This window comes from Rhodococcus sp. 05-2254-5 (assembly GCF_002258575.1).
GTDB lineage: Bacteria > Actinomycetota > Actinomycetes > Mycobacteriales > Mycobacteriaceae > Rhodococcoides > Rhodococcoides fascians.
Genome location: NZ_NOZG01000014.1, coordinates 59,607 through 80,252 on the forward strand (window position 1 = coordinate 59,607; position 20,646 = coordinate 80,252).

Sequence of the window (20,646 nt, forward strand, 5' to 3'; positions counted from 1 at the left end):
AAAGTCACGAACGGAACACGATGCGCGCCACCCACTTGGTGTTGTGCACACCGGGAAGCGCGGGAACGATGATGCGTGCCGGGTAGCCGTGATCGAGCGAGAGATCGACGCCGTTGACTTTCAATGCCAACAGTGAATCGGGATGGAGCGCTTGATTACCCTGCAGCACAGCACGACCGAATGGGCCACCCTGTTCTATCGAGATGACTTCCGCGGACCTGGGTGCGGGTACACCTGCCAATGCTGCGAGTTCGGCCAACGGAACGCCCGTCCAACTCTGCGTGGTCGACCATCCTTCGACACAGGCGATGGGAAGTTCGGCGGTGTGCTGAGTCATCGACAGCAGCCTGCCGCGGGAGAGAACCACCGGTTCCATGTGCTCCGAAGTACTTTCGACGGACAGTGTCCAGTCTGCGCCCGTCTGTTCTTCGGTGACCCCGGCCGCCTCGGCAGTGCGATTGATCTGAAAGTCGTTGGGCCCGTCGCCGTACGAACGTCCCCGCGGAAGGAGAATTGCTGCCTTGCGCAGGACGCCGCCGACGGTCTGCCCCACCGTCAACACGGCCACGAAACCCATTCCGGCGGCGACCAATCCGATCGCACCGCGTCGGCTCATGGTCTGGTGTGGCCGGCTCGGCGCTTCGTTGCGGGCGCGCAGGACGTCCATCAACGATTCCGATCGAAGGGTCCGCCACATCAGCGGCACCTTGAGGCCGAGGTGCACCAGGAATCCGGCGATGAAAACCCAGGCACCGTAGTAGTGAGCGGCGTAGAAGTCGAAGCCGAACACGTAGTCGTACTGGATGTTCAGCACGCCGGTCACGATCTCGAACAGCAGGCCTCCGACGAGTGCCAGCAGCGACAGTCGTTCGAGTGCATGTGCCGGCGACCGCACCGGCGGCAGTTCGACGAGCTTGGGCATCACCGACCAGAGCTTGGCGATGACGAGCGGGACGATGATCAGGCCCAGCCCGACGTGCAGGCCCTGCGTCAGCTGGTACAGCCAGGCCGGGTTCGTCGGCCAGTCGAAGAACGGTAAGCGCAACCACCCGACGGCACCTGGTTTGGCCTGGCCGAACTGCGGCCCGTACGCGCTGTAGGACAGTAGGCCCGTCAGAATCACGATCGGCAGCGCAACGAGCAGCACCGCGCCGAACACCGACGTCAACCACGTGCTGCGCAGCGGACTGCGAAAGCGCGCGAGCGGGTTGGGTGCGTCGGCCATGTATGGCATTCGCTGCCCGACCCGTCCCGGATGTGTGGCGGCGAGTTCCCCTTCCTGTTCCATGGCTCGGTAGAAGGCCTCGGCATCCTCGGCCGTCGACACCGTGGGGCGGCTGGACGCCCATCGGCGGAACAGCATTTCGTATCGGTCGCCCAACGCCGAGGGCAGTGCCGGATAGCGTGCCGCGATCTCGGCCGCTCGTTTGTTCAGCAACGCCGCTCGGACAGTGTCCACTGTCGCAGAATCGAATTCGGCGGGCAGTGGCCCACCTGCCACGAGAGCGCGTACCAACTCTTCTTGACGGCGCGCCAGGTCGTCGTTCACCTCGCGTACCCGGACGTCCGTACCCCGGTGATGCGATCGAGTCCCGCCGCATCCGCGATCGCATCCAGTTCTGCGAGTAGCTCGGCCTCGGGTGGATAGTGACCGTCGCGTTCGAGCATCAGGGGCGTGCGATGACCGGCCATCGCAAAGGTCCGTAGTAATTCGAGGACTTCGTCGGGCACGGGCGCAGTGTGGGTGTCGTGATAGATGCCGCCACGGACCGTGCCACCGGCGATGTGGCAGTAGGCAATTCGATCCAGCGGCAGGCGTTCGAGTTCGGTCCACGGGTCGCGGCCTCGATTGAGTGCGTTCGCGTACACGTTGGCGATGTCGAGCACCAGGCTCACGCCGGTCCGCTCGACGAGTTCTGCCAGGAACTCACTCTCGGTCAATTGGTCTTCCGGCCAATCGAACAGGGCTGCAATGTTTTCCACCGCCAGCGGAACCGGCACACCATCCTGCGTTCGTGCGATGTTTCGCGCGAGCGCCGTCAGGGCTTCGTGGGTGCGTGGTACCGGAAGCAGATGACCGGCCTCGATGCCGTCGGCGCGGACGAAGGCGATGTGCTCGCTCACCAGCGGGGATCCGAGCATGGATGACACTCGTGCCAGTCGGTCGATACGGTGCTGTTCCACCGGCTCGGCACCGCCCAAGGACAACGAGATTCCGTGCGTGACGACGGGAACTCCCAATGCGACGAGGCGATCGGGTGCCTGCTCACCGATCGATTCGGCGATGACCTCGCAGAACGACAGCCCCGGGAGTTCCGAGACGATGCCGGATATCTCCGAGCGCCAACCGATTCCGAGCCCGACGGGCACTGTGTCGATGTTCAACCTCCACAACCTCCGCCGCCGCATCCCCCACCGCCACCGCCGCAACTGCTACTGCCGCCGTCGCCTCCGCTGCCTCCGCTGCCTCCGCTGTCGCCGCCGAAGCCGAACGACGCGGCCCCACCGGCCTGGGCGGTGCCGTAGCTGAGTGCACCGGCCATCGCCGGATCGAGCATCAGCAGGGCCCCTGCTCCGAAAATGGCTGCCGACATTCCGGCACGAGTCGGCCCGTAGGCGGTGAAGGACGGTCGCGCGCGGGGTGAAAGGTAGTCGTTCTCGGCGCGGAGCCGGCGTAGTTCGGTGTCGCCCGCAGCTGTCCGACGGCGTCGACGAAGCAGAACCGGCACCGCCGCGAACAGGACGAGCACGATCGCGACGAGAAACCAGACGGGCTTGCCGTTCGCGGTGCCGGCGACGATGCGGGCAATTCCGACTGCGATGACGAAGACCACCGGGAATACCCGTGTGACAGCGGAGCCGCGTGCGCCGTGCAGCAGACCCTCGTCGACGAGAGTGCTCCGCAGTTGCGCGCAGGTGCCGGACATGTTCGCCACCAGCCTGGAGCGAACCAGGGGTGCTTTACCGCTACCGAGGCGTTCGAGAACGGTGCGGGTGAACCAGTCCAGCTGTGAGCGCTCGATGGCGCTCAGCTCGCGGCGCTTTCTTCCTTGCGAGTCGATGATCTCGGCACCGCGAAGTATGGCCAACGACGCCATCACTGCCTGGGAGTCGCTGGTGAGCACACCTACTTCGGGTGGTGTGAGCACGCGGCCTGCCGACGTCACCGGGGTCGATCGGTGAGCGGCTATCCAGTTCCCCGCCATCGTCAGGAGTATCGCGAGAACTGCCGCGAGCAGGTACCAGCGGAGAAAGTCTGTGCTGGGGATGCCCCAGGTGTCCGAACCGCTCATGGCCACACCCACTTTCCGTCGGATCCAGCATCTGATGCTCAGTATCGGGCCCGTGGGCGAGAAAGCAACCCCGACGACGTCCCCGCGGGGACGGGTGCGTCGGTTTCTCGTCGTTCTTGTCGGTGCCTCGTCGTACTGTCATCGAACGTACATTCGACGAGTGGGGGCATTCATGGTCGAGACTGCAGACATCGAGACGGAGATATGCGCGCTGGCGGGCCAGATCGCGGCTGCATCTGCGCAGTATCTGATCCTGGTCGGTGAGTTCGATGCTCGACGTGGGTGGGCCGCGTGGGAGACGAGGTCCTGTGCGCACTGGTTGTCCTGGCGCGCGGGAGTCGATCTGCACACTGCCCGTGAGCAGGTACGGGTGGCCAAGGCGATGCGCGAGCTGCCCCTGATCACCTCTGCGTACCTGAGCGGCACGGTGTCGTACTCGAAGGTGCGCGCGATGACCCGTGTCGCAACAGCCGACAACGAAGCGTCACTGTTGCAGAAGGCGCTCGATGCACCCGCCGCGCACATCGAACGTCTCTGCCGTGGTCTGAAGAAGGCGATGAGGCCGACCAGAGGCAACGGCGTCGACCTCGATCCGTGTGTGGGACGGTGGCGCTGGGACGACGAGGACGGCTCGCTCGTGGTGACGGCGCGCTTTCGGCCCGAGGACGGCAAGCGATTTCTGGCTGCGGTGACCAGGGCCGAGTACGAGCGCACTCGCACGGAGGTGGAATCCGAGGGTGACCGGTCGGCCCCGGCACCGCCGAACCCCGTTCCTGCGCTCGTCGCAATGGCGGAGATGGTGTGTGACGCCATCGATTCTCCGGTCGTCTCACCTGCCGCGGACGTGTTGGTCCACCTCGGAGACAGCACCGAAGCAGGGTGTGATCATGCTCATTTCGACGACGGACCTGGTCTGGACGACGAAACTCTCGCCCAGGTGTTGTGTTCGTCGGTGATGAGAGTCGTCGGTCACGGCCGGCTGGGGAAAACTGTGCGGTGGAGTACCACGGCCGAAGCTCCGAGTCGAACCCAGTTGCGTCAGTTGATCATTCGCGATCGATGCTGCTCGGTGCCCGGGTGCAGGCGCACCCGGTTTCTGCATGCTCACCACGTCACCTACCGCTCGCGGGGAGGTGCGACCTCGCTCGACAACTTGGTCCTGCTGTGCGGCGAACACCATCGAGCACTGCACGACGGCTACTTCCTCATCGAATCCCTCGGCAACCAACGATTCACGTTCCGGCACCCATCGGGAGCAGAGATGGTTCATCCGCCGGCGCTGTCCGGAGACGCGGAGGTCCTCCGGCGGCAATATCAGCACATCGAACCCGACGCCATTGTCCCGAACTGGGGCGGGGAAGGCCTCGACCTCAGCTACGCGACCGACGTTCTGATCACCAACTGGCAGCAGGCTGCATGAAAAGGGGCCGTTCAGGGCAAGTTAGTGTGACGAAGAGACTCGGACAAGAAGCGGTGGGATATGAGCGTCGACAGATCGATGGCGGACGAACAGTCCTGGCCGGTGGAACAATGGCCGAGCTGCGAGGATGCAACCAGGCCGGAGAACGACCCGTTCTACGCCGCGCCCGAGGGCTACGAAACGGCTCTACCGGGGACGATTCTCAAGGTGAGGCCGGTCGAGGTCGCGATGTTCGGCCACGTGCGACAGCGAGTCGACGCATGGCAGCTGCTCTACCGAACCGCCGATCTGGGCGGTATACCGCAGGCCAGTGTGACGACGGTGCTGCGACCGCAGAATGGCGAACCGGTGTTGCTCTCGTACCAGTGCGCCATCGACGGCGTCGCGTCCTCGTGTTTTCCGTCCTACGCGCTTCGACGCGGCTCGAAGGCCCTCGGCGCAGTTCCTCAGTTCGAGTTTCTGCTGGTTCTGCATGCCCTGCGCCGCGGATGGACCATCTCGATCCCCGACCACGAGGGACCGGACGGACATTGGGGGTCGCCGCAGGAACCAGGATTCTGCACACTCGACGCGATCCGCGCGGCGCTGTCGTTCGAGTCGTTGGAACTGCACGAGAGCACACCCGTCGCATTGTGGGGATATTCGGGCGGCGGGCTCGCGACGTCGTGGGCCGCAGAAATGGCCCCCGAGTACGCGCCGGAGCTCGAACTCGTCGGTGCCGCCCTCGGCTCCCCCGTCGGCGATCCGGGTTCTGCGTTTACCAGGCTCAACGCGACGCTGCACGCGGCTCTGCCGACGCTTGTTGTCGCGGGACTGCGACGCACCTACCCCGATCTCGATCGCGTGGTGCGTCAGTACGTCAGCGAGGACGGAATGCGCATTCTCGATTCCGTCGAATCGATGACGACCGTTCGCGCCGTCAGACGGCTGGCTCGGCACGATCTCGACAACTACATCGACATTCCGCTCGCCGACCTGCTCGCCCTACCCGAGATCGTGCAGGTGTTCCAGGACATCCAGCCCGGTCGCACCGCTCCGTCGGTGCCGTTGCTGGTCGTGCAGGCCGTGCACGACCAGATCATTGCCGTCGACGACGTCGACGGCCAGGTCGATCGGTATCTCGAAGCCGGCGCACACGTGACCTACCTGCGAGATCGGCTGAGCGAGCACCTGTCGCTGCATCCGCTCAGTGCGCCCCTGACCCTCGATTGGCTGGCCGATCGATTCGCCGGCCTTCCTGTTGCCGAACCGGCGACCAGAACGGTGTGGTCGACGGCGTTCTCGTTCGCGGCTGTACGGGGCTTGATGTCTCTGACCTGGACAACCGTCCGAGCATTGACCGTCGGCGTCAGGGCGTAGCTACTCTCGGTGCGATGCAGCGAACCTGGGTACGGATTCTCACCGGAACGATCGCGACGCTGGGCATCGTCACCGGACTCGTCGCGATGGGGGCGTACTACACCGACACCCGCATCAACGTTCTGATCGCGCTGGCATCGTTCGTTCCCCTGATGCTCGTCGCCGTCGTGGTCGGTGCCGTCGTCGCGTTGATCGGTAGGCAATGGATTCTGGCGGCGGTGTCGGCGGTCGTGTTGGCAGCAGCCGCAGTGGCGTACGCACCTCTGTACGTGGCCGACGCGGCATCTCAGGACGAGGCGAGCGGCGATGCCGTCCGGCTGCGGGTGATGCAGGCCAACCTGATGGTGGGCAGCGCCGATCCGTCGGTCGTCGTCGGATCGGCACGCGACCACGCCGTCGACGTCGTGACGATCCAAGAGCTGACCGATGCGTCGGTGCTCGGGCTGCGTGATGCCGGCATGGAGCAACTCTTTCCGTACAGCTACCTGCGAGCGTTGCCGACGGGTGGTGGAGGTGCCGGAATCTACAGTCGCACACCGCTGTCCGACAACCGCGAACTGGATGGCTTCGGGCCGGTGAACCTGGCCACCTCCGTCGACGTTCCCGGATCGGAGCCAGTGACGCTCCTGGCCGTCCATCCCGGCCCGGCATACGTCACCCCGGCCGATATCTGGACTGCCGAATTGGACACGCTCCGTAGCGATCTCGAGGCGGTGTCTGCGAGCGGTCCCGTCATCGTCAGCGGTGATTTCAACACCACGTATTCGCACAAGAAGTTCAGGAACCTACTCGATGCCGGATATTCCGACGCTGCAGCACAATTGGGGATGGGGCTGATACCGACCTATCCCACGGACAAAGGCACTCCGGCCGTCGTCGGCATCGACCACATTCTCACCAATTCCGGGCACGCCCGATCGCTGGAAAGAATCGACCTCCCGGGATCGGACCACCACGGTCTGATCGGGGAGATCGAGTTCTCCGGAGTCAGCTGACGCGCGCCGACTGCTTGCGAGACTTGCCGCACTGCAACAGAATTCGCACCTTGGCTGGAGTTCCGTCGAGTGAGGTCACGATGTCGTCACGGGTCCGTGCTGCGGCGTCGGAGACCTGCTCGAGGGACGTGACGGCTGGGTCGAGCGTCGCGACGATCTCGACCACGCGCTGTCCCCTGTCCGAGACAGAGCGACCGGAGGCCGAGACGATTCCGTCGTGACCTGCCAGCGACTTGGCTGCACTACGGGCGGCGGTGCCGAGGTCGACGCTGAGCCTGCCGTCGACCTGCTCTCCCTCCACGTTCGTGACGTCGGCCGACGTGGATCCGAAGGCCACGGTCCCGACCGATCGGCGCGGCAGGTGCGCGAGCAACCACCACAGACCCAGCAGGATCAGCACGACAGCGGCGACGCCGAGAGCCCAGGGCCACCAACCGGCGTCGACGGCGGTGTCGACGAACGCGGCGTCCAGCCGCTCGCGGCCGGGAAGCTCGCCGCGTTCCCACGCGATGGCTCCGCCGCCGAGAGCGATCAGAGCCAGCCCGACGACGGCTGTGCCGGTGCGGTCGAGCGATGCGGTTGCACGTTTCACAGCTGCTGTCCTTTCATGAGGCCTGTCCTGTCGTGCGCACTCGGGTACGCACCTTGGGTGCCGACGCGAGTGGGCGGAGGGCGTCGTCCACGGACGTCACGACCGCGGATTTGAGAGCCGAGGTGTCGGTACCGGCCACGGTGGAGACGGCGACGGTGACCTTCTTGTTGCCCGCCTTGGCGGACGCGGTGTCGACGCCGACACTGTCCAGGGCGGCAGATCGCGCGACGGCAGCGACGTCGCCCTTACGAAGCCAGACGCCCTGCTCGGTGAGAGCACGGTGGGTGCGACGACGTGGGCGAATTGCCACGAACACGAGAACGAATCCGATGACGACGGCGGCGATACCTGCGGGCAGCATCCACTGCTGAGCGGTGAGCCCGTCGAGGTTCGATGCGGCCGGGCCGACCCACTCGGAGCCGTCGAGAGCGCCCAGCTTCAGCAGCGCCTCGCGTCCGAGTACGACTCCGGCGGCGATGAGAACGAGAGCGAACAGGACGGCCGGAACAGCTGCGGTGGGGTTGGCCACCGGCTTCTTGCTTGCTTGCTCTGTCACTGCACTCTCCCTTCTTCGCTGGTGGGCTCGGCCGGTATGCATTCGACCGTCACGTCGACTCGGTCGACGGTGTAGATACCGAGTTCGGACAGGTCTCTGGCCACGGCGGCGCGAACGTTCGCAGCCACTTCGGCCAACGGCGAGGGCCAGGTGACTCCGACGGAGACCTTCGCTCGCACGCGCTCGCCGGTGATCGTCACATCGGCCTTCGGCAGATCACGCCCACCGAGGAGGTGCAGTCCGGGCTGGCGGTCGGTGACGGAGTCGGTGCCGCGGGCCGCAAGAACGGCCAGGCGTTCGACTGCCTTGTGCTTGATCTCCAGGGAACCGCGATCGCCGGGGTCCGCGAGTGACCCCGGGGTTGCTGCCGGTGTCCCGGGGGTCGTGGGGGCTGCTGCTGTGTCAGTCACGACCGCGACCACGCATGATCGAGTTCAGATCCAGTTCACCGTCGATGTAGCGGCCGACGAAGAAACCGAGTCCGCCGAGGACGATGGCGATGAGGAAGCCGGTGAAGCCGCCGGCTGCTGCGGCGATGGCCAGCAGAAGTCCCACGAACAAACCGATGGTTGCAGTGGTCATGGTCTTGATCTCCAGTCAGAGTGTTCGGATGTCGAGGGTTCAGATGTCGAAGTAGTTGCGTCGAGTGACGCGTTTGCGGAGCCGGGCGATGCGTTTCGGCAGTGTGCGCAGTGGCGTCGGTACCGAGGACGAGCGGAACGCTGTCGGTGCGCTGGCAGTGTTGATCGGAGTCGACGGAAGTACGGCGAACCGGCGGTCGACTTCCGCGAGCTCTGCCATGTACCGGGCGGGATCACCACCGATGTCGGGGTGGTGTTCTCGGGCCACAGCGCGCCGGGCCGCCTTGTACGCGGCGGCCCGGTCGCGCGCTGAATGCTCGTTCACCTGGTCAGACTCGCACAATTCAGACCCGGACGACATCCTCGACTGTGACGTGCACGGGCCCGTCGACCATTGCCGCGACGGTGCTACGCACTGCCTCGGCGGTCTCCCGTACGGCGTAGCCGAACTGGAGAGTGACGTGTACCTCGGTGCCGTCGTCTGCGATCCGGATGCCGGCGACGCGGCGTCCGGGTAGATAGGTCGCAGCCTCGCCGAACATGCCGCCGTGCAGCCCGACGACACCGTCGATCGCCTGTACGGCGTCGGCGATGTCCTCGGACTTGTCACGGTCCGTCGGGTTCGGGTCGGTCACTGCACTCGGGTGGAGGCGGTCTCGGTGGTCTCCTCTTCGTCCGAGCCGTCGTCCAGGTAGATGTCGTGAACGACGATGTTGACCTCGGTGACCTCGAGGCCCGTCATGCGCTCGACGGCGTTGATGACGTTGCGACGAATGCCTGCTGCGAGGTCTGCGATCGAGACGCCGTAATCGGCGACGATGTCGATGTCGACCGCTGCCTGACGCTCGCCGACCTCGACCGAGACGCCCTGCGACTGGTTGACGCGGGCACCCGGGATACGCTCGCGCAGGGCACCGATCGCACGGCTCGCTCCGCCGCCGACGGCATGTACGCCCTGGACCTCACGGGTGGCGATGCCGGCGATCTTCGAGACGACGGTATCGGCAATGGTGGTGCGGCCCTGCGAGCTGACGAGCACGGAATCCGACTTCGTGGTGATGTCGGTCTTGCCTTCGCCTGCTGCGGATACGGTTGCCTTGGTGTCCGTCGTGGAGCTCATGACTGCCTCTCTTCGCTGAGTAGTGGTGCACAGTGTGTGTCAGGAGTTGGTCGTAGCTCGATCACCGAAACGCACGTACAAATAAAGTGACCTACGTCATAGATTACGTCTGGGGGCCCGATGGAGTGGAGAGATGCGTCGGACCGCGTACTCGTCGGCGCAGCCGCGCTCGGCGAGACGGATGCGTTCGAGGAGATCGTGGGCCGATACGGACCGGAGATGTTTCGGTACGCCCGAAACATGCTGTCCGATCAGGGTGCAGCAGAGGAGGTGGTGCAGGACGCGTTCGTCGCAGCGTGGAAGGGGCTCGACAACTTCCGGGGCGATTCGGCTCTGCGCACCTGGCTGTTCTCGTTGGTCTCGCACAAAGTGATAGATCATCGCCGGCGTCGCAGCGTTCCTCCTGCGGAAGACTGGGTATTCGAGCGCAAGAGCACGGGCGCGGGCAGTGATCCCGAGGCGGACGTCGAAGCAGACAGCTTCATGGCCGAATTGGGTGTGGCACTGGCGGAGTTGCCCTATCGGCAGCGGGCCTGCTGGTTGCTTCGGGAGGTCGAGGGCCTGACCCATCCGGAGATCGGCGCGATCATGACGTTGTCCGCAGGAGCAGTACGAGGTCAATTGACCAGAGCACGAGCAACATTGAGCGAAAGGTTGGCGACATGGCGAACCCGGTAGAACCGAATGCGGTTCTCGCGCGTGCTGCCACCGAGCTTCGGGAGGCACCGCAGGAACCGAACTGGGTGGACATCAGCTCGTCCATCCTCGCGAAAGTGCGCAATACGACGCGCCGCACCTGGCCGATCGACAGCGTCTTCCCGGCGGGTTCAGCGGCTGATCCACGGGACTCACTGCGGATCAGCGATCACATCGTCAAGACGACGTTGCGCCGTGCTCTCGCGGGCGTACACGGTGCACAGCCCACCGAGATCGACCTCGATCTCGACGATCACGCCTGCACAGGCCTGTTCGTCGCGGTGATCGGCGTGTACGGCGACGATCTGCAGGCGGCAGGCGAAGAACTGGCATCGATCGCCATCGACGTGGTCGCGGACCTGCTCGGCGTCACCCTCGGCAGGGATGCGGTCGAAATCCGCGTCGACGACATCGAGGAGCGCTAGCGGGGCCAGCGTAAAAACTCCGTCATGACCGCAGGTCGTGGGCGTAGGAAAGCGTAAGGAACGCGTTTTCGTTCGCTGGTGGGATTCAAGATCGAGCAATGACCGAATTGCTCTGTCTCACGGTGGCCGCGTTCGTCGCGGTCTACCTGTTCGTCGCTCTTCTCGATCCGGAGAGGTTCTGACGGCGCCATGAATCCTGCTCTGCTTGCCGGTCTTCAGATCGGCATCGTGATAGTCGTGTTGGCGGCGGCGTACGTGCCGCTCGGTGACTACATGGCCCGGGTGTTCGGTTCGACCCACGACACTCGCGTCGAGAGTCTGCTCTATCGGGTGGCCCGGGTGAACTCGTCGTCGGAACAGACCTGGGTCGGCTATTCCACCAGCCTGCTCGGGTTCTCGTTCGCCGGGGTCGTATTCCTGTTCGTACTGCAGCGGATTCAGGGTGTGCTCCCGCTGAACGGTGGCCTGTCGGGGGTGAGTCCTGCGATGGCGTTCAACACTGCGGCGTCGTTCGTCACCAACACCAACTGGCAGTCGTACGTTCCCGAGACCACGCTGTCGAATCTGACGCAGCCGCTGGGGCTGGCGGTGCAGAACTTCGTCTCTGCTGCAGTCGGTCTCGCGGTGGCGATCGCCGTCGTGCGCGGCTTCGTTCGGGTGTCGACGGGCGGTGAGCTCGGCAATTTCTGGGTCGACCTCACGCGCGGGACGCTCAGTATTCTGCTGCCGCTCTCCGTGCTCGTCGCGGTGATCATGCTGACTCAGGGCACTGTGATGTCGTTCTCGTCCGGCTTCACCTCCACCGGTCTCGATGGGCAGACGGTCACCAATGCGCTTGCGCCCGTTGCCTCGCAGGAGGCGATCAAGGAGATCGGCACCAACGGTGGTGGCATTCTGGCGGCCAACTCGGCGCACCCGTTCGAGAACCCGACACCACTGACCAACATCGTGCAGATCATCTCGTTGCTGCTGATTCCGGTGGCCCTCACTCGTACGTTCGGCACGATGATCGGCAACCGCAAGCAGGGCCTGACTCTGTTGGCGGTGATGGCGACGCTGTGGGCGACGCTGTTGGCGGTGACGTTGTTCGCCGAATCCGGTACCCGTGGAGTGGCAGCAACGGCTGCGGGCGCGATGATGGAAGGCAAGGAAGTTCGCTTCGGCATCCCGGCGTCTGCGCTGTTCGCGGTGTCGACGACCGGAACATCCACCGGCGCAGTCAATTCGGCCCACGACAGTATGTCTGCGCTGGGCGGCGGAGCGGTGTTGCTGAACATGTTGTTCGGCGAGATCGCGCCGGGTGGCGTCGGCACCGGTCTGTACGGCTTGCTGGTGCTCGCGGTCATCGCCGTCTTCGTCGGTGGTCTGCTCGTCGGCCGAACTCCGGAATTCCTCGGCAAGAAGCTGGGTCGACGGGCCATCACGATGGCCGCGCTCTCGGTTCTCGTGATGCCGATCCTCGTGCTCGTCGGCACGTCGATCACGGTGATACTCGAATCCACGACGAGCTATCAGGGCAACCCGGGCATCCACGGATTCACCGAGGTGCTCTACGCCTATGCATCGGCATCGAACAACAACGGCAGCGCGTTCGGCGGCCTGACGGTGACGAGCGACTGGTTCCAGATCTCCCTCGGTATCGCGATGCTGCTCGGCCGTTTTCTGCCGATCGTCTTCGTATTGGCACTGGCCGGTTCGCTGGCGACGACCAAACGCAGCGCGCCCAACGCCGGCACCCTGCCCACCGATGGACCGTTGTTCGGCACGCTGCTGATCGGTACCTCCATCCTGGTCGCGGCCCTCACCTTCTTCCCCGCACTTGCTCTCGGACCCATAGCAGAGGCCATGCAATGAACCTGTCACTGAACACCGCTCTACCCGGCGCGTTCCGCAAACTCGATCCGCGCCACCTGGCCCGCAACCCGGTCATGTTCGTCGTCTTCCTCGGCTCGATCGTCACGACGATCCTGTCGATCGCTCAGCCGTCGGTATTCGCCTGGTTCGTCACCGGCTGGCTGTGGTTCACGGTGCTGTTCGCGAACCTCGCCGAATCCGTCGCCGAAGGCCGCGGCAAGGCGCAGGCAGCCAGCCTGCGAAAGGTGAAGCAAGACACCACTGCTCGACGACGCACGGCGTCGGGTGCCGAGTTCGTGATCACCGAGGTGGCCGGTGCCGAATTGAAGGTCGGCGACGAGGTCGTCGTCTCGGCCGGTGAGGTCATTCCCGGCGACGGCGATGTCATCGAGGGCATTGCAACCGTCGACGAATCGGCGATCACCGGTGAGTCGGCTCCCGTGGTCCGTGAATCCGGAGGTGACCGGTCGGCCGTCACCGGCGGCACGATCGTGCTCTCCGATGAGATCGTCGTCAAAATCACTGCAGCGCAGGGCGAGACGTTCGTGGATCGGATGATCGCCCTCGTCGAGGGCGCGGCGCGGCAGAAGACGCCGAACGAGATCGCCCTGAACATCCTGCTCGCGTCGCTGACCATCGTGTTTCTCTTCGCTGTCGTCGCCATCGGTCCGATGTCGAATTACGCGGGACAGCAACAGGATCCAATCCAGCTGATTGCCCTGCTCGTCTGCCTGATCCCCACGACCATCGGGGCACTGCTCTCGGCCATCGGTATCGCCGGCATGGACCGGTTGGTGCAGCGCAACGTACTGGCAATGTCCGGCCGGGCAGTGGAGGCGGCAGGCGACATCGACACCTTGCTGATGGACAAGACCGGGACCATCACTTTCGGTAACCGCCGCGCCACCGGCCTGCATCCGGCGACGGGCATCGACGCCGCCGAATTGGCTCGCGCAGCTCGGCTGTCGTCGCTGGCCGACGGCACCCCCGAGGGACGCAGTATCGTCGAACTGGTCGAGCGAGACTTCGAATCCGTCACGGCAGAAGGTGAATCCGAGCGCGGCGAGTTCGTGGCGTTCACGGCGCAAACTCGGATGAGCGGGTTGGATCTACCGGGCATGGAGATCCGCAAGGGTGCAGCGGATTCGGTCTACAGTTGGATTCGCGACGGCGGCGGGACGGCCGATCTGGACGGCACCGTGCACGACATCGCGCAGAACGGCGGCACTCCGCTGGTGGTCGCGGTACGTGAAACCGGTTCTGCTGCTCGCGCTCTCGGTGTCGTCGAACTCTCGGACGTCGTCAAACCCGGCATTGCCGAACGGTTCGCTCAGCTGCGGGCCATGGGCATCCGAACCGTGATGGTCACCGGTGACAATCCGCTGACCGCCAAAGCCATTGCTGCCGAGGCAGGTGTCGACGACTACCTGGCCGAGGCCACTCCCGAGGACAAGCTCACGCTCATCCGGCAGGAGCAGGAAGGCGGCAGGCTCGTTGCGATGACCGGCGACGGCACCAACGACGCCCCGGCTCTCGCGCAGGCCGACGTCGGTGTCGCGATGAACACCGGCACCTCGGCGGCCAAGGAAGCCGGCAACATGGTGGATCTCGATTCCGATCCGACCAAACTCATCGAGATCGTCGAGATCGGTAAGCAGTTGCTCATCACTCGCGGTGCTCTGACGACATTCTCGTTGGCCAACGATTTGGCGAAGTACTTCGCGATTCTGCCGGCGATGTTCTCCACCGTCTATCCCCAGCTGGGCGGGCTCAACATCATGCACCTGGCGACCCCGGAATCGGCGATCCTGTCCGCGGTGATCTTCAATGCGCTCGTCATCGTGGCGCTGATTCCGTTGGCACTCAAAGGTGTTCGATACACCCCGGCGTCCGCAGCTGCGTTGCTGCGGCGGAACCTACTGGTCTACGGCGTCGGCGGCGTCATCAGTCCGTTCGTCGGTATCTGGCTCATCGACCTGCTCGTTCGACTCATTCCAGGGATTGGCTGACCATGCGTTTCGTACAGGGATTTCTCCGTCAGGTCGTTGCAGGCTTCGCAGTGCTGCTGGCGCTCACCGTGATCCTCGGCATCGCGTATCCGGCTGTGGTCTGGGGCATCAGCCGCATCGGCACCGACTCCGCCGAGGGGTCGCCGCTGCGTGACGCACAGGGCTGCGTCGTCGGCAGCTCGCTGATCGGCGTCGATCCGCAGGTGGCTCCGGGAGAGCCGGATCCGTTCTTCCACACCCGCGTCACGGGCTCGGTATCGGACGACGACGCGTTCGCGCCCGGTGATCCTGCTGCGGCACTACCGACCAATCAGGGCCCGTCGAGCGAGGTACTCGCGTCGTTCGTCGAACAGCGTCGAGCCGCCATCGCCGCCCGGGAGAACGTCGACCCGTCCGCGATTCCGGCCGACGCCGTCACCGGCTCCGGATCCGGTATCGATCCCGACATCAGTCCCGCCTACGCGGCCCTCCAGGTCGCCCGGGTGGCCCAGGTCAACGGAGCGCCGGTGAACGAGGTGGAGGCTCTGGTCGACCAGTACACCCGCGGCCCGCAGTACGGTGTACTCGGTGCCGAAGCGGTGAATGTCCCGGAGTTGAACCTGGCACTGCGGGACGCATACCGGCCGGGTGAGGAGACAGGCTGTGGCGGACAGGGGTGAGCTGCGGATCTATCTCGGTGCCGCGCCCGGCGTCGGCAAGACCTTCGCCATGCTCGGCGAAGCTCGTCGGCTGCAGGATCGCGGACGTGACGTGGTCGCGGCCGTCGTGGAAACGCACGGTCGGGCGCGAACCATCGAGGCACTCGAGGGCATCGAAGTTCTGCCGATGGCCACCGTCCGTTACCGAGGAGCCTCGGCGCAGGAACTCGATCTCGACGCGGTCCTGACGCGCCGCCCCGAGGTGGTGCTCGTCGACGAGCTGGCGCACACCAACACTCCGGGCAGCGTCCACGACAAGCGGTGGCAGGACGTCGAAGTGCTGCTCGACGCGGGCATCGATGTCATCTCCACCCTCAACGTGCAGCACCTCGAATCTCTGAACGACGTGGTGCAGCAGATCACCGGTGTTCCGCAGCGAGAGACGGTTCCCGACAGCGTGGTTCGGGCCGCCGACGAAGTCGAGCTGGTCGACATCACACCCGAGGCGCTGCGGAGCAGGCTGCGGCACGGCAACGTCTACGCTGCCGACAAAGTAGACGCCGCGCTGAGCAACTACTTCCGCGGCGGCAACCTGACGGCTCTGCGTGAGCTCGCATTGCTCTGGATCGCCGACCAGGTCGACGCCGCATTGGTGAAGTACCGCAAGGACAATCGCATCACCGACACCTGGGAGGCGCGCGAGCGGGTGGTGGTCGCGGTGACGGGCGGCCCGGAGTCGGAAACCCTGCTGCGGCGGGCGAGTCGGATCGCCTCGAAGTCCAGTGCCGAACTGATGGTGCTGCACATCGTTCGCGGAGACGGCCTCATGGGCGTGTCCGCACCGCAGATGGGTTCCGTGCGCAAGCTCGCCGCCGGCCTCGGTGCGAGTGTGCACAGCGTCGTCGGGGACGACGTGCCGACCACCCTGCTCGATTTCGCGCGCGGAGTGAACGCCACGCAGTTGGTGATCGGTACCTCGAGAAGGTCACGTGCCGCCCGCATTCTCGACGAGGGTATCGGCGCGGCCGTGGTGCAGAACTCGGGAAAGATCGACGTACACATGGTCACTCACGCCGAGCAGGCCCGTCGGCGGAGTCTGCAGGTCGATTCGGGGCGTCGACGGGTGATCGCCTGGCTGGCCGCGGTTCTGGTGCCCTGCCTGGCCGCTGCAGTGTTGAGCACGGTCGGTCCGGACTTCGACTCGAGCGGCGAGAGTGCCCTGTTCTTCATGGTGGTGCTGTGTGTGGCGCTGCTGGGAGGTGTTGCACCGGCGGCACTCTCGGCGCTGATCGCAGGATTCCTGCTGAACTACTTCTTCACCACACCCAGATACAGCCTGACGATCGCCGAGCCGGACAACTTCGTCGTGACCGTCGTACTACTGCTGGTCGCTGTTGCGGTCGCGGCCCTGGTGGATGCCGCCGCTCGGCGGACGCGTCAGGCACGGCGCGCGACGCAGGAAGCCGAACTGTTGACCCTGTTCGCGGGGTCCGTCCTGCGCGGGGCCGATCTGGGCGCGCTGCTCGAGCGCGCACGGGAGACATATCGCCAGTCCGGCGTCGCACTGTGGGACAACCAGTCCCGGTCCATCGTGGGCAGCTCGGGCGAACACCCGCCGACCGATCGCAACGGGGCCGACACCGAGATCGACGCGGGCGATTTCACGCTGCTGCTCGTCGGCGAACGCACCCGCGCCCACGATCGCCGCGTCCTCGCAGCCGTGGCCAACCAAGCCGCGGGCATGGTGCGCCAAGCCCGTTTGGCCGAGGAAGCCAGCCGCGCCAACGCACTGGCCGAGGCCGACGCGTTGCGTCGAGCATTGCTCTCGGCCGTCAGCCACGATCTTCGGACGCCGCTGTCGGCGGTCAAGGCAGCCTCGTCGTCGCTGCGCAGCACCGACGTTCAGTTCTCGCCCGAGGACACCGACGAACTGCTCGCCACCATCGACGAGTCGGCCGACCAGTTGACGGCATTGGTGACCAATCTGCTCGACTCCTCGCGGCTGCAAGCCGGTGTGGTGCAACCCAGTCTGCGTCCCGTCTTCGTCGACGACGTACTGGCAGGCGCGCTGGTAGGGGCCGACGAGCGCGTGCGGGTCGAGGTGGGCGACGTCGAAGTGCTCGCCGATCCGGGTCTGCTCGAACGAGTGCTCGCGAACCTGGTGGCGAACAGTGCCCGCTACGCCCCCACCGGCGAGATCACCGTGTGCGCCGCAGTGCACGGGGACATGGCCGCCATCTCCGTCGTCGACCACGGCCCCGGCATCACCGTCGGGGCCGAAGCGACCATGTTCGACGCGTTCCAACGCCTCGGTGACCGTGACAACTCGGTGGGCGTCGGACTCGGCCTGTCGGTGGTGCGAGGATTCGTACGGGCCATGGGCGGTACCGTCACGGCGTCGGACACCGTCGGCGGAGGGCTGACGATGACGGTCGAGTTGAAGGCGGCGAGCAGGTGAAGGTACGGGCGCTCGTCGTCGACGACGAACCACAGATCGTGCGGGCGCTGCGGATCAATCTGAACGTCCGCGGATTCGAGGTCGTCAGCGCGGCTACGGGTGGGGAAGCACTGCGGGTGGCCGCGAACTTCCACCCGGACATCGTGATCCTGGACCTCGGTCTGCCCGACATCGACGGTATCGACGTCATAGCAGGTCTGCGCGGATGGACCGATGTGCCGATTCTGGTGCTCTCGGCGCGCACCGACTCGGCCGACACCGTCGAGGCACTCGATGCCGGGGCGGACGACTTCGTGACCAAGCCGTTCGGCATGGACGAGCTGCTGGCGCGACTGCGCGCGGCCCTGCGCCGCGGTCCGCAATCGGTGGCGGATCCCATCGTCGAGACCGCGGACTTCACGGTCGACCTCGCCGCCAAAACCGTTGTTCGACAGGGTGAGAACGTGCACCTGACGCGCACCGAATGGGGCGTCCTCGAACTGCTCGTCCGCAACGAGGGGAAACTGGTGTCGCAGAAGGAGATTTTGCGTACCGTGTGGGGACCCGGGCACGAACGCGAAACACATTATCTGCGAATCTATCTCGGCCAACTACGCCAGAAGTTGGAACGAGACCCAGCGGCACCGGTGCATCTGATCACCGAAACCGGCATGGGCTATCGATTCGTGAGCTGAGCGCTACCCGCGCCCGCACCTATCCACCCAGTACCTCACCTTCGCGGCGTGGGTCCGCTCCGCCGATCCAGCCACCGTCGGTGCGTTGCAGCGCGCTCAGCCCGCTCGACTGGTCGGCAACCGAGACCTGGTGGCCCTTCTCGCGCAGCGTCACCACGACCGGATCGTTCTCTCCGGTCACGTTGGGATGTTCGCCGCCGTAGTTGGTGGACGGGGTGTTGGCCGCTCCGAAGTCGACCATCGACACCGCCTGCTGCGGGCCCATTCCCCAATCGAGAAGTCCTACCAGTGTTTTGACGACGAACTGGATGATCACCGACCCGCCGGGTGAGCCCGCGACGAGAACGAGATCTCCGCGTGTGCCGTCGTCGCTGCGATCGAACACCAGGGTCGGGGCCATCGAACTGCGCGGGCGCTTGCCTGGCTCGACACGGTTGGCCATGGGAGTTCCGTCCTCGGCCACCGGCGCGGCGGAGAAGTCGGTGAGCTGATTGTTGAGCAGGAAGCCGTCGACCATGTGGAACGAGCCGAAGGCCGACTCGACAGTTGTCGTCATCGAGGCCGCGTTGCCCTCGCCGTCGACGATCGAGATGTGGCTGGTGCCGTGCTCGGGATCGGTGGACGAGGCGAATTGCACGGGCCCGAAGTCGCCCGGTTTCGCGGTACCCATCGACTTGCCCTCGTCGATCAGTCCTGCTCTGCTGCTGAGGTACTCGGGGTCGAGCAGGGCGTCGGGCGAGCCGCCGGGTAGGGGTACGAAATCCGGATCGGCGACGTACTTGTCGCGATCGGCGTACGCCAGACGCTCGGCCTCGGAGATCAGATGCACGGCCTCGGCGGTCGGCTTGCCGCCGTTGGCGTCCATGTCCGTCGGGGCATACTGCGCCAGATCGAAGTTCGACAGAATGCCCATCGTCGACGCCACCGCGATGCCGCCGGAGGACGGCCCCGGCATTCCGCAGATGTCGTGATCGCGGTACGGCGTGCACACTGCGGTGCGGGTCTTCGGCTCGTAGCCGGCGAGGTCGTCCACCGTGATCTGCCCCGGGGTACGGCCGGCGGTGGTATCTGCTGTCGCGTCGACGATCGCCTGGGCAATGTCGCCGGTGTAGAAGGCATCGGCACCGTCGGTTGCGATGGTGGACAACGTCTTCGACATCGCCGGATTGTTCAGCACCGTGCCGGCAGGCTTACCGGTTCCGTCGGGCTGCAAGAAATAGTCCTTGGACGCCGGGTCGAGCGCGAGCTTCGGTGCCGAGTCCGCGATGGACGAGGCCATGCGCGGGCTGATCTCGATTCCGTTGTCGGCGAGCTCGATCGCGGGTCGGAACAGATCCCCCCACGGCTTGTCACCGTGATCCTCGTGCGCCTGCTCGAGCATGCGCACAACGCCCGGCACGCCGATCGATCGGCCACTGGACCGCGCATCGGGTTGCGGCACAGTGCGGTTGACGTCGTCGATGTACCGCAGGTAGTCGCCGGTGGCACTCATCGGCGCGGTCTCGCGGCCGTCGTAGCTCTGCACCTCGCCCGACGCGGCGTCGTAGTACATCAGAAAAGCGCCGCCGCCGATTCCCGACGACTGGGGTTCGACGAGCCCGAGCACGGTCTGCGCCACGATGAGGGCGTCGGCCGCGGTGCCGCCGTCGCGTAGGACCTCGCACGCGGCTGCAGTGGAGACCGGGTTGGCGGTGGAGACCGAGTACGACGGCGTCTCCACCGGAGTCATGTTCGACCGATATCCGGTCGCCACTTCCGGATTGGTGGAGATGTCACCCGAGCCGGTGCTCGGGGTCTTTCCTACCGGGGTGCCGCCACTGGCGCCGAGTACGCAACTGTCCGCAGCGGCGGTGTCGGTACCGGCGTCGTCACTACTGCTGCACGCGACGAGCGGCACCAGTAGGAGAGCACAGGCGAGGGCGGTGTAGCGAACAGGGCGCATTCCGGTTGCAGACACCGCTCGACGCTAACACCGT

At 65.5% G+C, this 20,646-nt stretch carries 22 protein-coding genes; 11 read left to right on the plus strand and 11 right to left on the minus strand.

The window, feature by feature from the left end; all coding sequences use genetic code 11:
- Positions 1–4: 4 nt before the first annotated feature.
- From CH278_RS10440 to CH278_RS10450, 3 genes are all read right to left on the minus strand, one after another.
- Complete coding sequence (locus CH278_RS10440; protein ID WP_094621904.1) at positions 5–1,234, minus strand: molybdopterin-dependent oxidoreductase; 1,230 nt, start codon at positions 1,232–1,234, stop codon at positions 5–7.
- Between the two features lie 311 nt (positions 1,235–1,545).
- A complete protein-coding gene (locus CH278_RS10445) occupies positions 1,546–2,409 on the minus strand; it encodes a DUF692 domain-containing protein (protein ID WP_052056561.1) in 864 nt (287 codons plus the stop codon).
- Positions 2,382–3,293 carry a TIGR04222 domain-containing membrane protein gene (locus CH278_RS10450; protein WP_032392740.1) on the minus strand — a complete coding sequence of 304 codons (912 nt, stop codon included), beginning with the start codon at positions 3,291–3,293 and terminating at the stop codon, positions 2,382–2,384. The genes CH278_RS10445 and CH278_RS10450 overlap by 28 nt, the downstream gene beginning before the upstream one ends.
- On the opposite strand from CH278_RS10450, the gene CH278_RS10455 reads away from it, so the two are divergent.
- Genes CH278_RS10455 through CH278_RS10465 form a run of 3 tightly spaced genes read left to right on the plus strand, consistent with a single transcriptional unit; the run spans position 3,292 to position 7,067 of the window.
- Entirely contained in the window at positions 3,292–4,713 is a 1,422-nt protein-coding gene (locus tag CH278_RS10455; protein WP_179274424.1) for an HNH endonuclease signature motif containing protein, read from the plus strand. The two genes, CH278_RS10450 and CH278_RS10455, sit on opposite strands and share 2 nt — an antisense overlap.
- 60 nt (positions 4,714–4,773) lie before the next feature.
- A complete protein-coding gene (locus CH278_RS10460; RefSeq protein WP_027495123.1) occupies positions 4,774–6,072 on the plus strand; it encodes a lipase family protein in 1,299 nt (432 codons plus the stop codon).
- Between the two features lie 14 nt (positions 6,073–6,086).
- Positions 6,087–7,067: an endonuclease/exonuclease/phosphatase family protein gene (locus CH278_RS10465; protein WP_052053619.1), complete on the plus strand. Its 981-nt coding sequence runs from the start codon at positions 6,087–6,089 to the stop codon at positions 7,065–7,067.
- Here the strand turns inward: CH278_RS10465 and CH278_RS10470 are convergent.
- The 7 genes from CH278_RS10470 to CH278_RS10500 are packed head-to-tail and all read right to left on the minus strand — an operon-like array spanning position 7,060 to position 9,916.
- Positions 7,060–7,659, minus strand: a complete 600-nt coding sequence (locus CH278_RS10470; RefSeq protein WP_052053618.1) for a hypothetical protein — start codon at positions 7,657–7,659, stop codon at positions 7,060–7,062. The genes CH278_RS10465 and CH278_RS10470 overlap by 8 nt on opposite strands.
- A gap of 13 nt (positions 7,660–7,672) precedes the next feature.
- The gene (locus tag CH278_RS10475; protein WP_052053617.1) at positions 7,673–8,215 is read right to left on the minus strand and encodes a DUF6286 domain-containing protein; all 543 of its coding nucleotides are present in this window, start codon (positions 8,213–8,215) and stop codon (positions 7,673–7,675) included.
- Entirely contained in the window at positions 8,212–8,625 is a 414-nt protein-coding gene (locus tag CH278_RS10480) for an Asp23/Gls24 family envelope stress response protein (RefSeq protein WP_179274423.1), read from the minus strand. Before CH278_RS10480 ends, CH278_RS10475 begins: the two co-directional genes overlap by 4 nt.
- A complete protein-coding gene (locus CH278_RS10485) occupies positions 8,618–8,797 on the minus strand; it encodes a hypothetical protein (protein ID WP_027495126.1) in 180 nt (59 codons plus the stop codon). Before CH278_RS10485 ends, CH278_RS10480 begins: the two co-directional genes overlap by 8 nt.
- Positions 8,798–8,836: 39 nt before the next feature.
- Positions 8,837–9,121, minus strand: a complete 285-nt coding sequence (locus CH278_RS10490; protein ID WP_162182897.1) for a hypothetical protein — start codon at positions 9,119–9,121, stop codon at positions 8,837–8,839.
- Positions 9,122–9,140: 19 nt separating this feature from the next.
- A complete protein-coding gene (locus CH278_RS10495; RefSeq protein WP_027495127.1) occupies positions 9,141–9,431 on the minus strand; it encodes an Asp23/Gls24 family envelope stress response protein in 291 nt (96 codons plus the stop codon).
- Positions 9,428–9,916 carry an Asp23/Gls24 family envelope stress response protein gene (locus tag CH278_RS10500; protein ID WP_027495128.1) on the minus strand — a complete coding sequence of 163 codons (489 nt, stop codon included), beginning with the start codon at positions 9,914–9,916 and terminating at the stop codon, positions 9,428–9,430. The genes CH278_RS10495 and CH278_RS10500 overlap by 4 nt, the downstream gene beginning before the upstream one ends.
- Before the next feature lie 120 nt (positions 9,917–10,036).
- On the opposite strand from CH278_RS10500, the gene CH278_RS10505 reads away from it, so the two are divergent.
- The 8 genes from CH278_RS10505 (at position 10,037) to CH278_RS10540 (ending at position 18,670) form a co-directional block, all read left to right on the plus strand.
- Positions 10,037–10,594, plus strand: coding sequence for an RNA polymerase sigma factor (locus CH278_RS10505; RefSeq protein ID WP_048318882.1), 558 nt, complete (start codon positions 10,037–10,039; stop codon positions 10,592–10,594).
- Positions 10,579–11,037, plus strand: a complete 459-nt coding sequence (locus CH278_RS10510) for a hypothetical protein (protein ID WP_027495130.1) — start codon at positions 10,579–10,581, stop codon at positions 11,035–11,037. Before CH278_RS10505 ends, CH278_RS10510 begins: the two co-directional genes overlap by 16 nt.
- A 98-nt stretch (positions 11,038–11,135) precedes the next feature.
- Positions 11,136–11,219 (plus strand): potassium-transporting ATPase subunit F, encoded by an 84-nt coding sequence (locus CH278_RS10515; RefSeq protein WP_072691966.1) that lies wholly within the window; start codon positions 11,136–11,138, stop codon positions 11,217–11,219.
- Positions 11,220–11,226: 7 nt separating this feature from the next.
- Positions 11,227–12,891 carry a potassium-transporting ATPase subunit KdpA gene (gene kdpA, locus CH278_RS10520; RefSeq protein ID WP_094621854.1) on the plus strand — a complete coding sequence of 555 codons (1,665 nt, stop codon included), beginning with the start codon at positions 11,227–11,229 and terminating at the stop codon, positions 12,889–12,891.
- Positions 12,888–14,900, plus strand: a complete 2,013-nt coding sequence (gene kdpB, locus CH278_RS10525; protein ID WP_032367714.1) for a potassium-transporting ATPase subunit KdpB — start codon at positions 12,888–12,890, stop codon at positions 14,898–14,900. The genes kdpA and kdpB overlap by 4 nt, the downstream gene beginning before the upstream one ends.
- 2 nt (positions 14,901–14,902) lie before the next feature.
- Complete coding sequence (locus tag CH278_RS10530) at positions 14,903–15,559, plus strand: potassium-transporting ATPase subunit C (protein WP_032373474.1); 657 nt, start codon at positions 14,903–14,905, stop codon at positions 15,557–15,559.
- Positions 15,543–17,996: a sensor histidine kinase gene (locus CH278_RS10535; RefSeq protein WP_094621855.1), complete on the plus strand. Its 2,454-nt coding sequence runs from the start codon at positions 15,543–15,545 to the stop codon at positions 17,994–17,996. Before CH278_RS10530 ends, CH278_RS10535 begins: the two co-directional genes overlap by 17 nt.
- Complete coding sequence (locus tag CH278_RS10540; RefSeq protein ID WP_032367717.1) at positions 17,993–18,670, plus strand: response regulator; 678 nt, start codon at positions 17,993–17,995, stop codon at positions 18,668–18,670. Before CH278_RS10535 ends, CH278_RS10540 begins: the two co-directional genes overlap by 4 nt.
- Before the next feature lie 19 nt (positions 18,671–18,689).
- Here CH278_RS10540 and CH278_RS10545 read toward each other — a convergent pair whose 3' ends face one another.
- On the minus strand, positions 18,690–20,612 hold the full coding sequence (locus tag CH278_RS10545) for a gamma-glutamyltransferase family protein (RefSeq protein ID WP_094621856.1): 1,923 nt from the start codon (positions 20,610–20,612) through the stop codon (positions 18,690–18,692).
- Between the last annotated feature and the right edge of the window lie 34 nt (positions 20,613–20,646).

What these genes read in the sequence shown, in the direction of transcription:
- CH278_RS10510 (WP_027495130.1), top strand. Translation starts at nt 10,579, where the DNA reads ATGGCGAACCCGGTAGAACCGAATGCGGTTCTCGCGCGTGCTGCCACC.
- CH278_RS10440 (WP_094621904.1), bottom strand. Translation starts at nt 1,234, where the DNA reads ATGCCATACATGGCCGACGCACCCAACCCGCTCGCGCGCTTTCGCAGT.
- CH278_RS10455 (WP_179274424.1), top strand. Translation starts at nt 3,292, where the DNA reads ATGGCCACACCCACTTTCCGTCGGATCCAGCATCTGATGCTCAGTATC.
- CH278_RS10505 (WP_048318882.1), top strand. Translation starts at nt 10,037, where the DNA reads ATGGAGTGGAGAGATGCGTCGGACCGCGTACTCGTCGGCGCAGCCGCG.
- CH278_RS10460 (WP_027495123.1), top strand. Translation starts at nt 4,774, where the DNA reads ATGAGCGTCGACAGATCGATGGCGGACGAACAGTCCTGGCCGGTGGAA.
- CH278_RS10545 (WP_094621856.1), bottom strand. Translation starts at nt 20,612, where the DNA reads ATGCGCCCTGTTCGCTACACCGCCCTCGCCTGTGCTCTCCTACTGGTG.
- CH278_RS10465 (WP_052053619.1), top strand. Translation starts at nt 6,087, where the DNA reads ATGCAGCGAACCTGGGTACGGATTCTCACCGGAACGATCGCGACGCTG.
- CH278_RS10530 (WP_032373474.1), top strand. Translation starts at nt 14,903, where the DNA reads ATGCGTTTCGTACAGGGATTTCTCCGTCAGGTCGTTGCAGGCTTCGCA.
- CH278_RS10450 (WP_032392740.1), bottom strand. Translation starts at nt 3,293, where the DNA reads ATGAGCGGTTCGGACACCTGGGGCATCCCCAGCACAGACTTTCTCCGC.
- CH278_RS10445 (WP_052056561.1), bottom strand. Translation starts at nt 2,409, where the DNA reads ATGCGGCGGCGGAGGTTGTGGAGGTTGAACATCGACACAGTGCCCGTC.
- CH278_RS10500 (WP_027495128.1), bottom strand. Translation starts at nt 9,916, where the DNA reads ATGAGCTCCACGACGGACACCAAGGCAACCGTATCCGCAGCAGGCGAA.
- kdpB (WP_032367714.1), top strand. Translation starts at nt 12,888, where the DNA reads ATGAACCTGTCACTGAACACCGCTCTACCCGGCGCGTTCCGCAAACTC.
- CH278_RS10485 (WP_027495126.1), bottom strand. Translation starts at nt 8,797, where the DNA reads ATGACCACTGCAACCATCGGTTTGTTCGTGGGACTTCTGCTGGCCATC.
- CH278_RS10515 (WP_072691966.1), top strand. Translation starts at nt 11,136, where the DNA reads ATGACCGAATTGCTCTGTCTCACGGTGGCCGCGTTCGTCGCGGTCTAC.
- kdpA (WP_094621854.1), top strand. Translation starts at nt 11,227, where the DNA reads ATGAATCCTGCTCTGCTTGCCGGTCTTCAGATCGGCATCGTGATAGTC.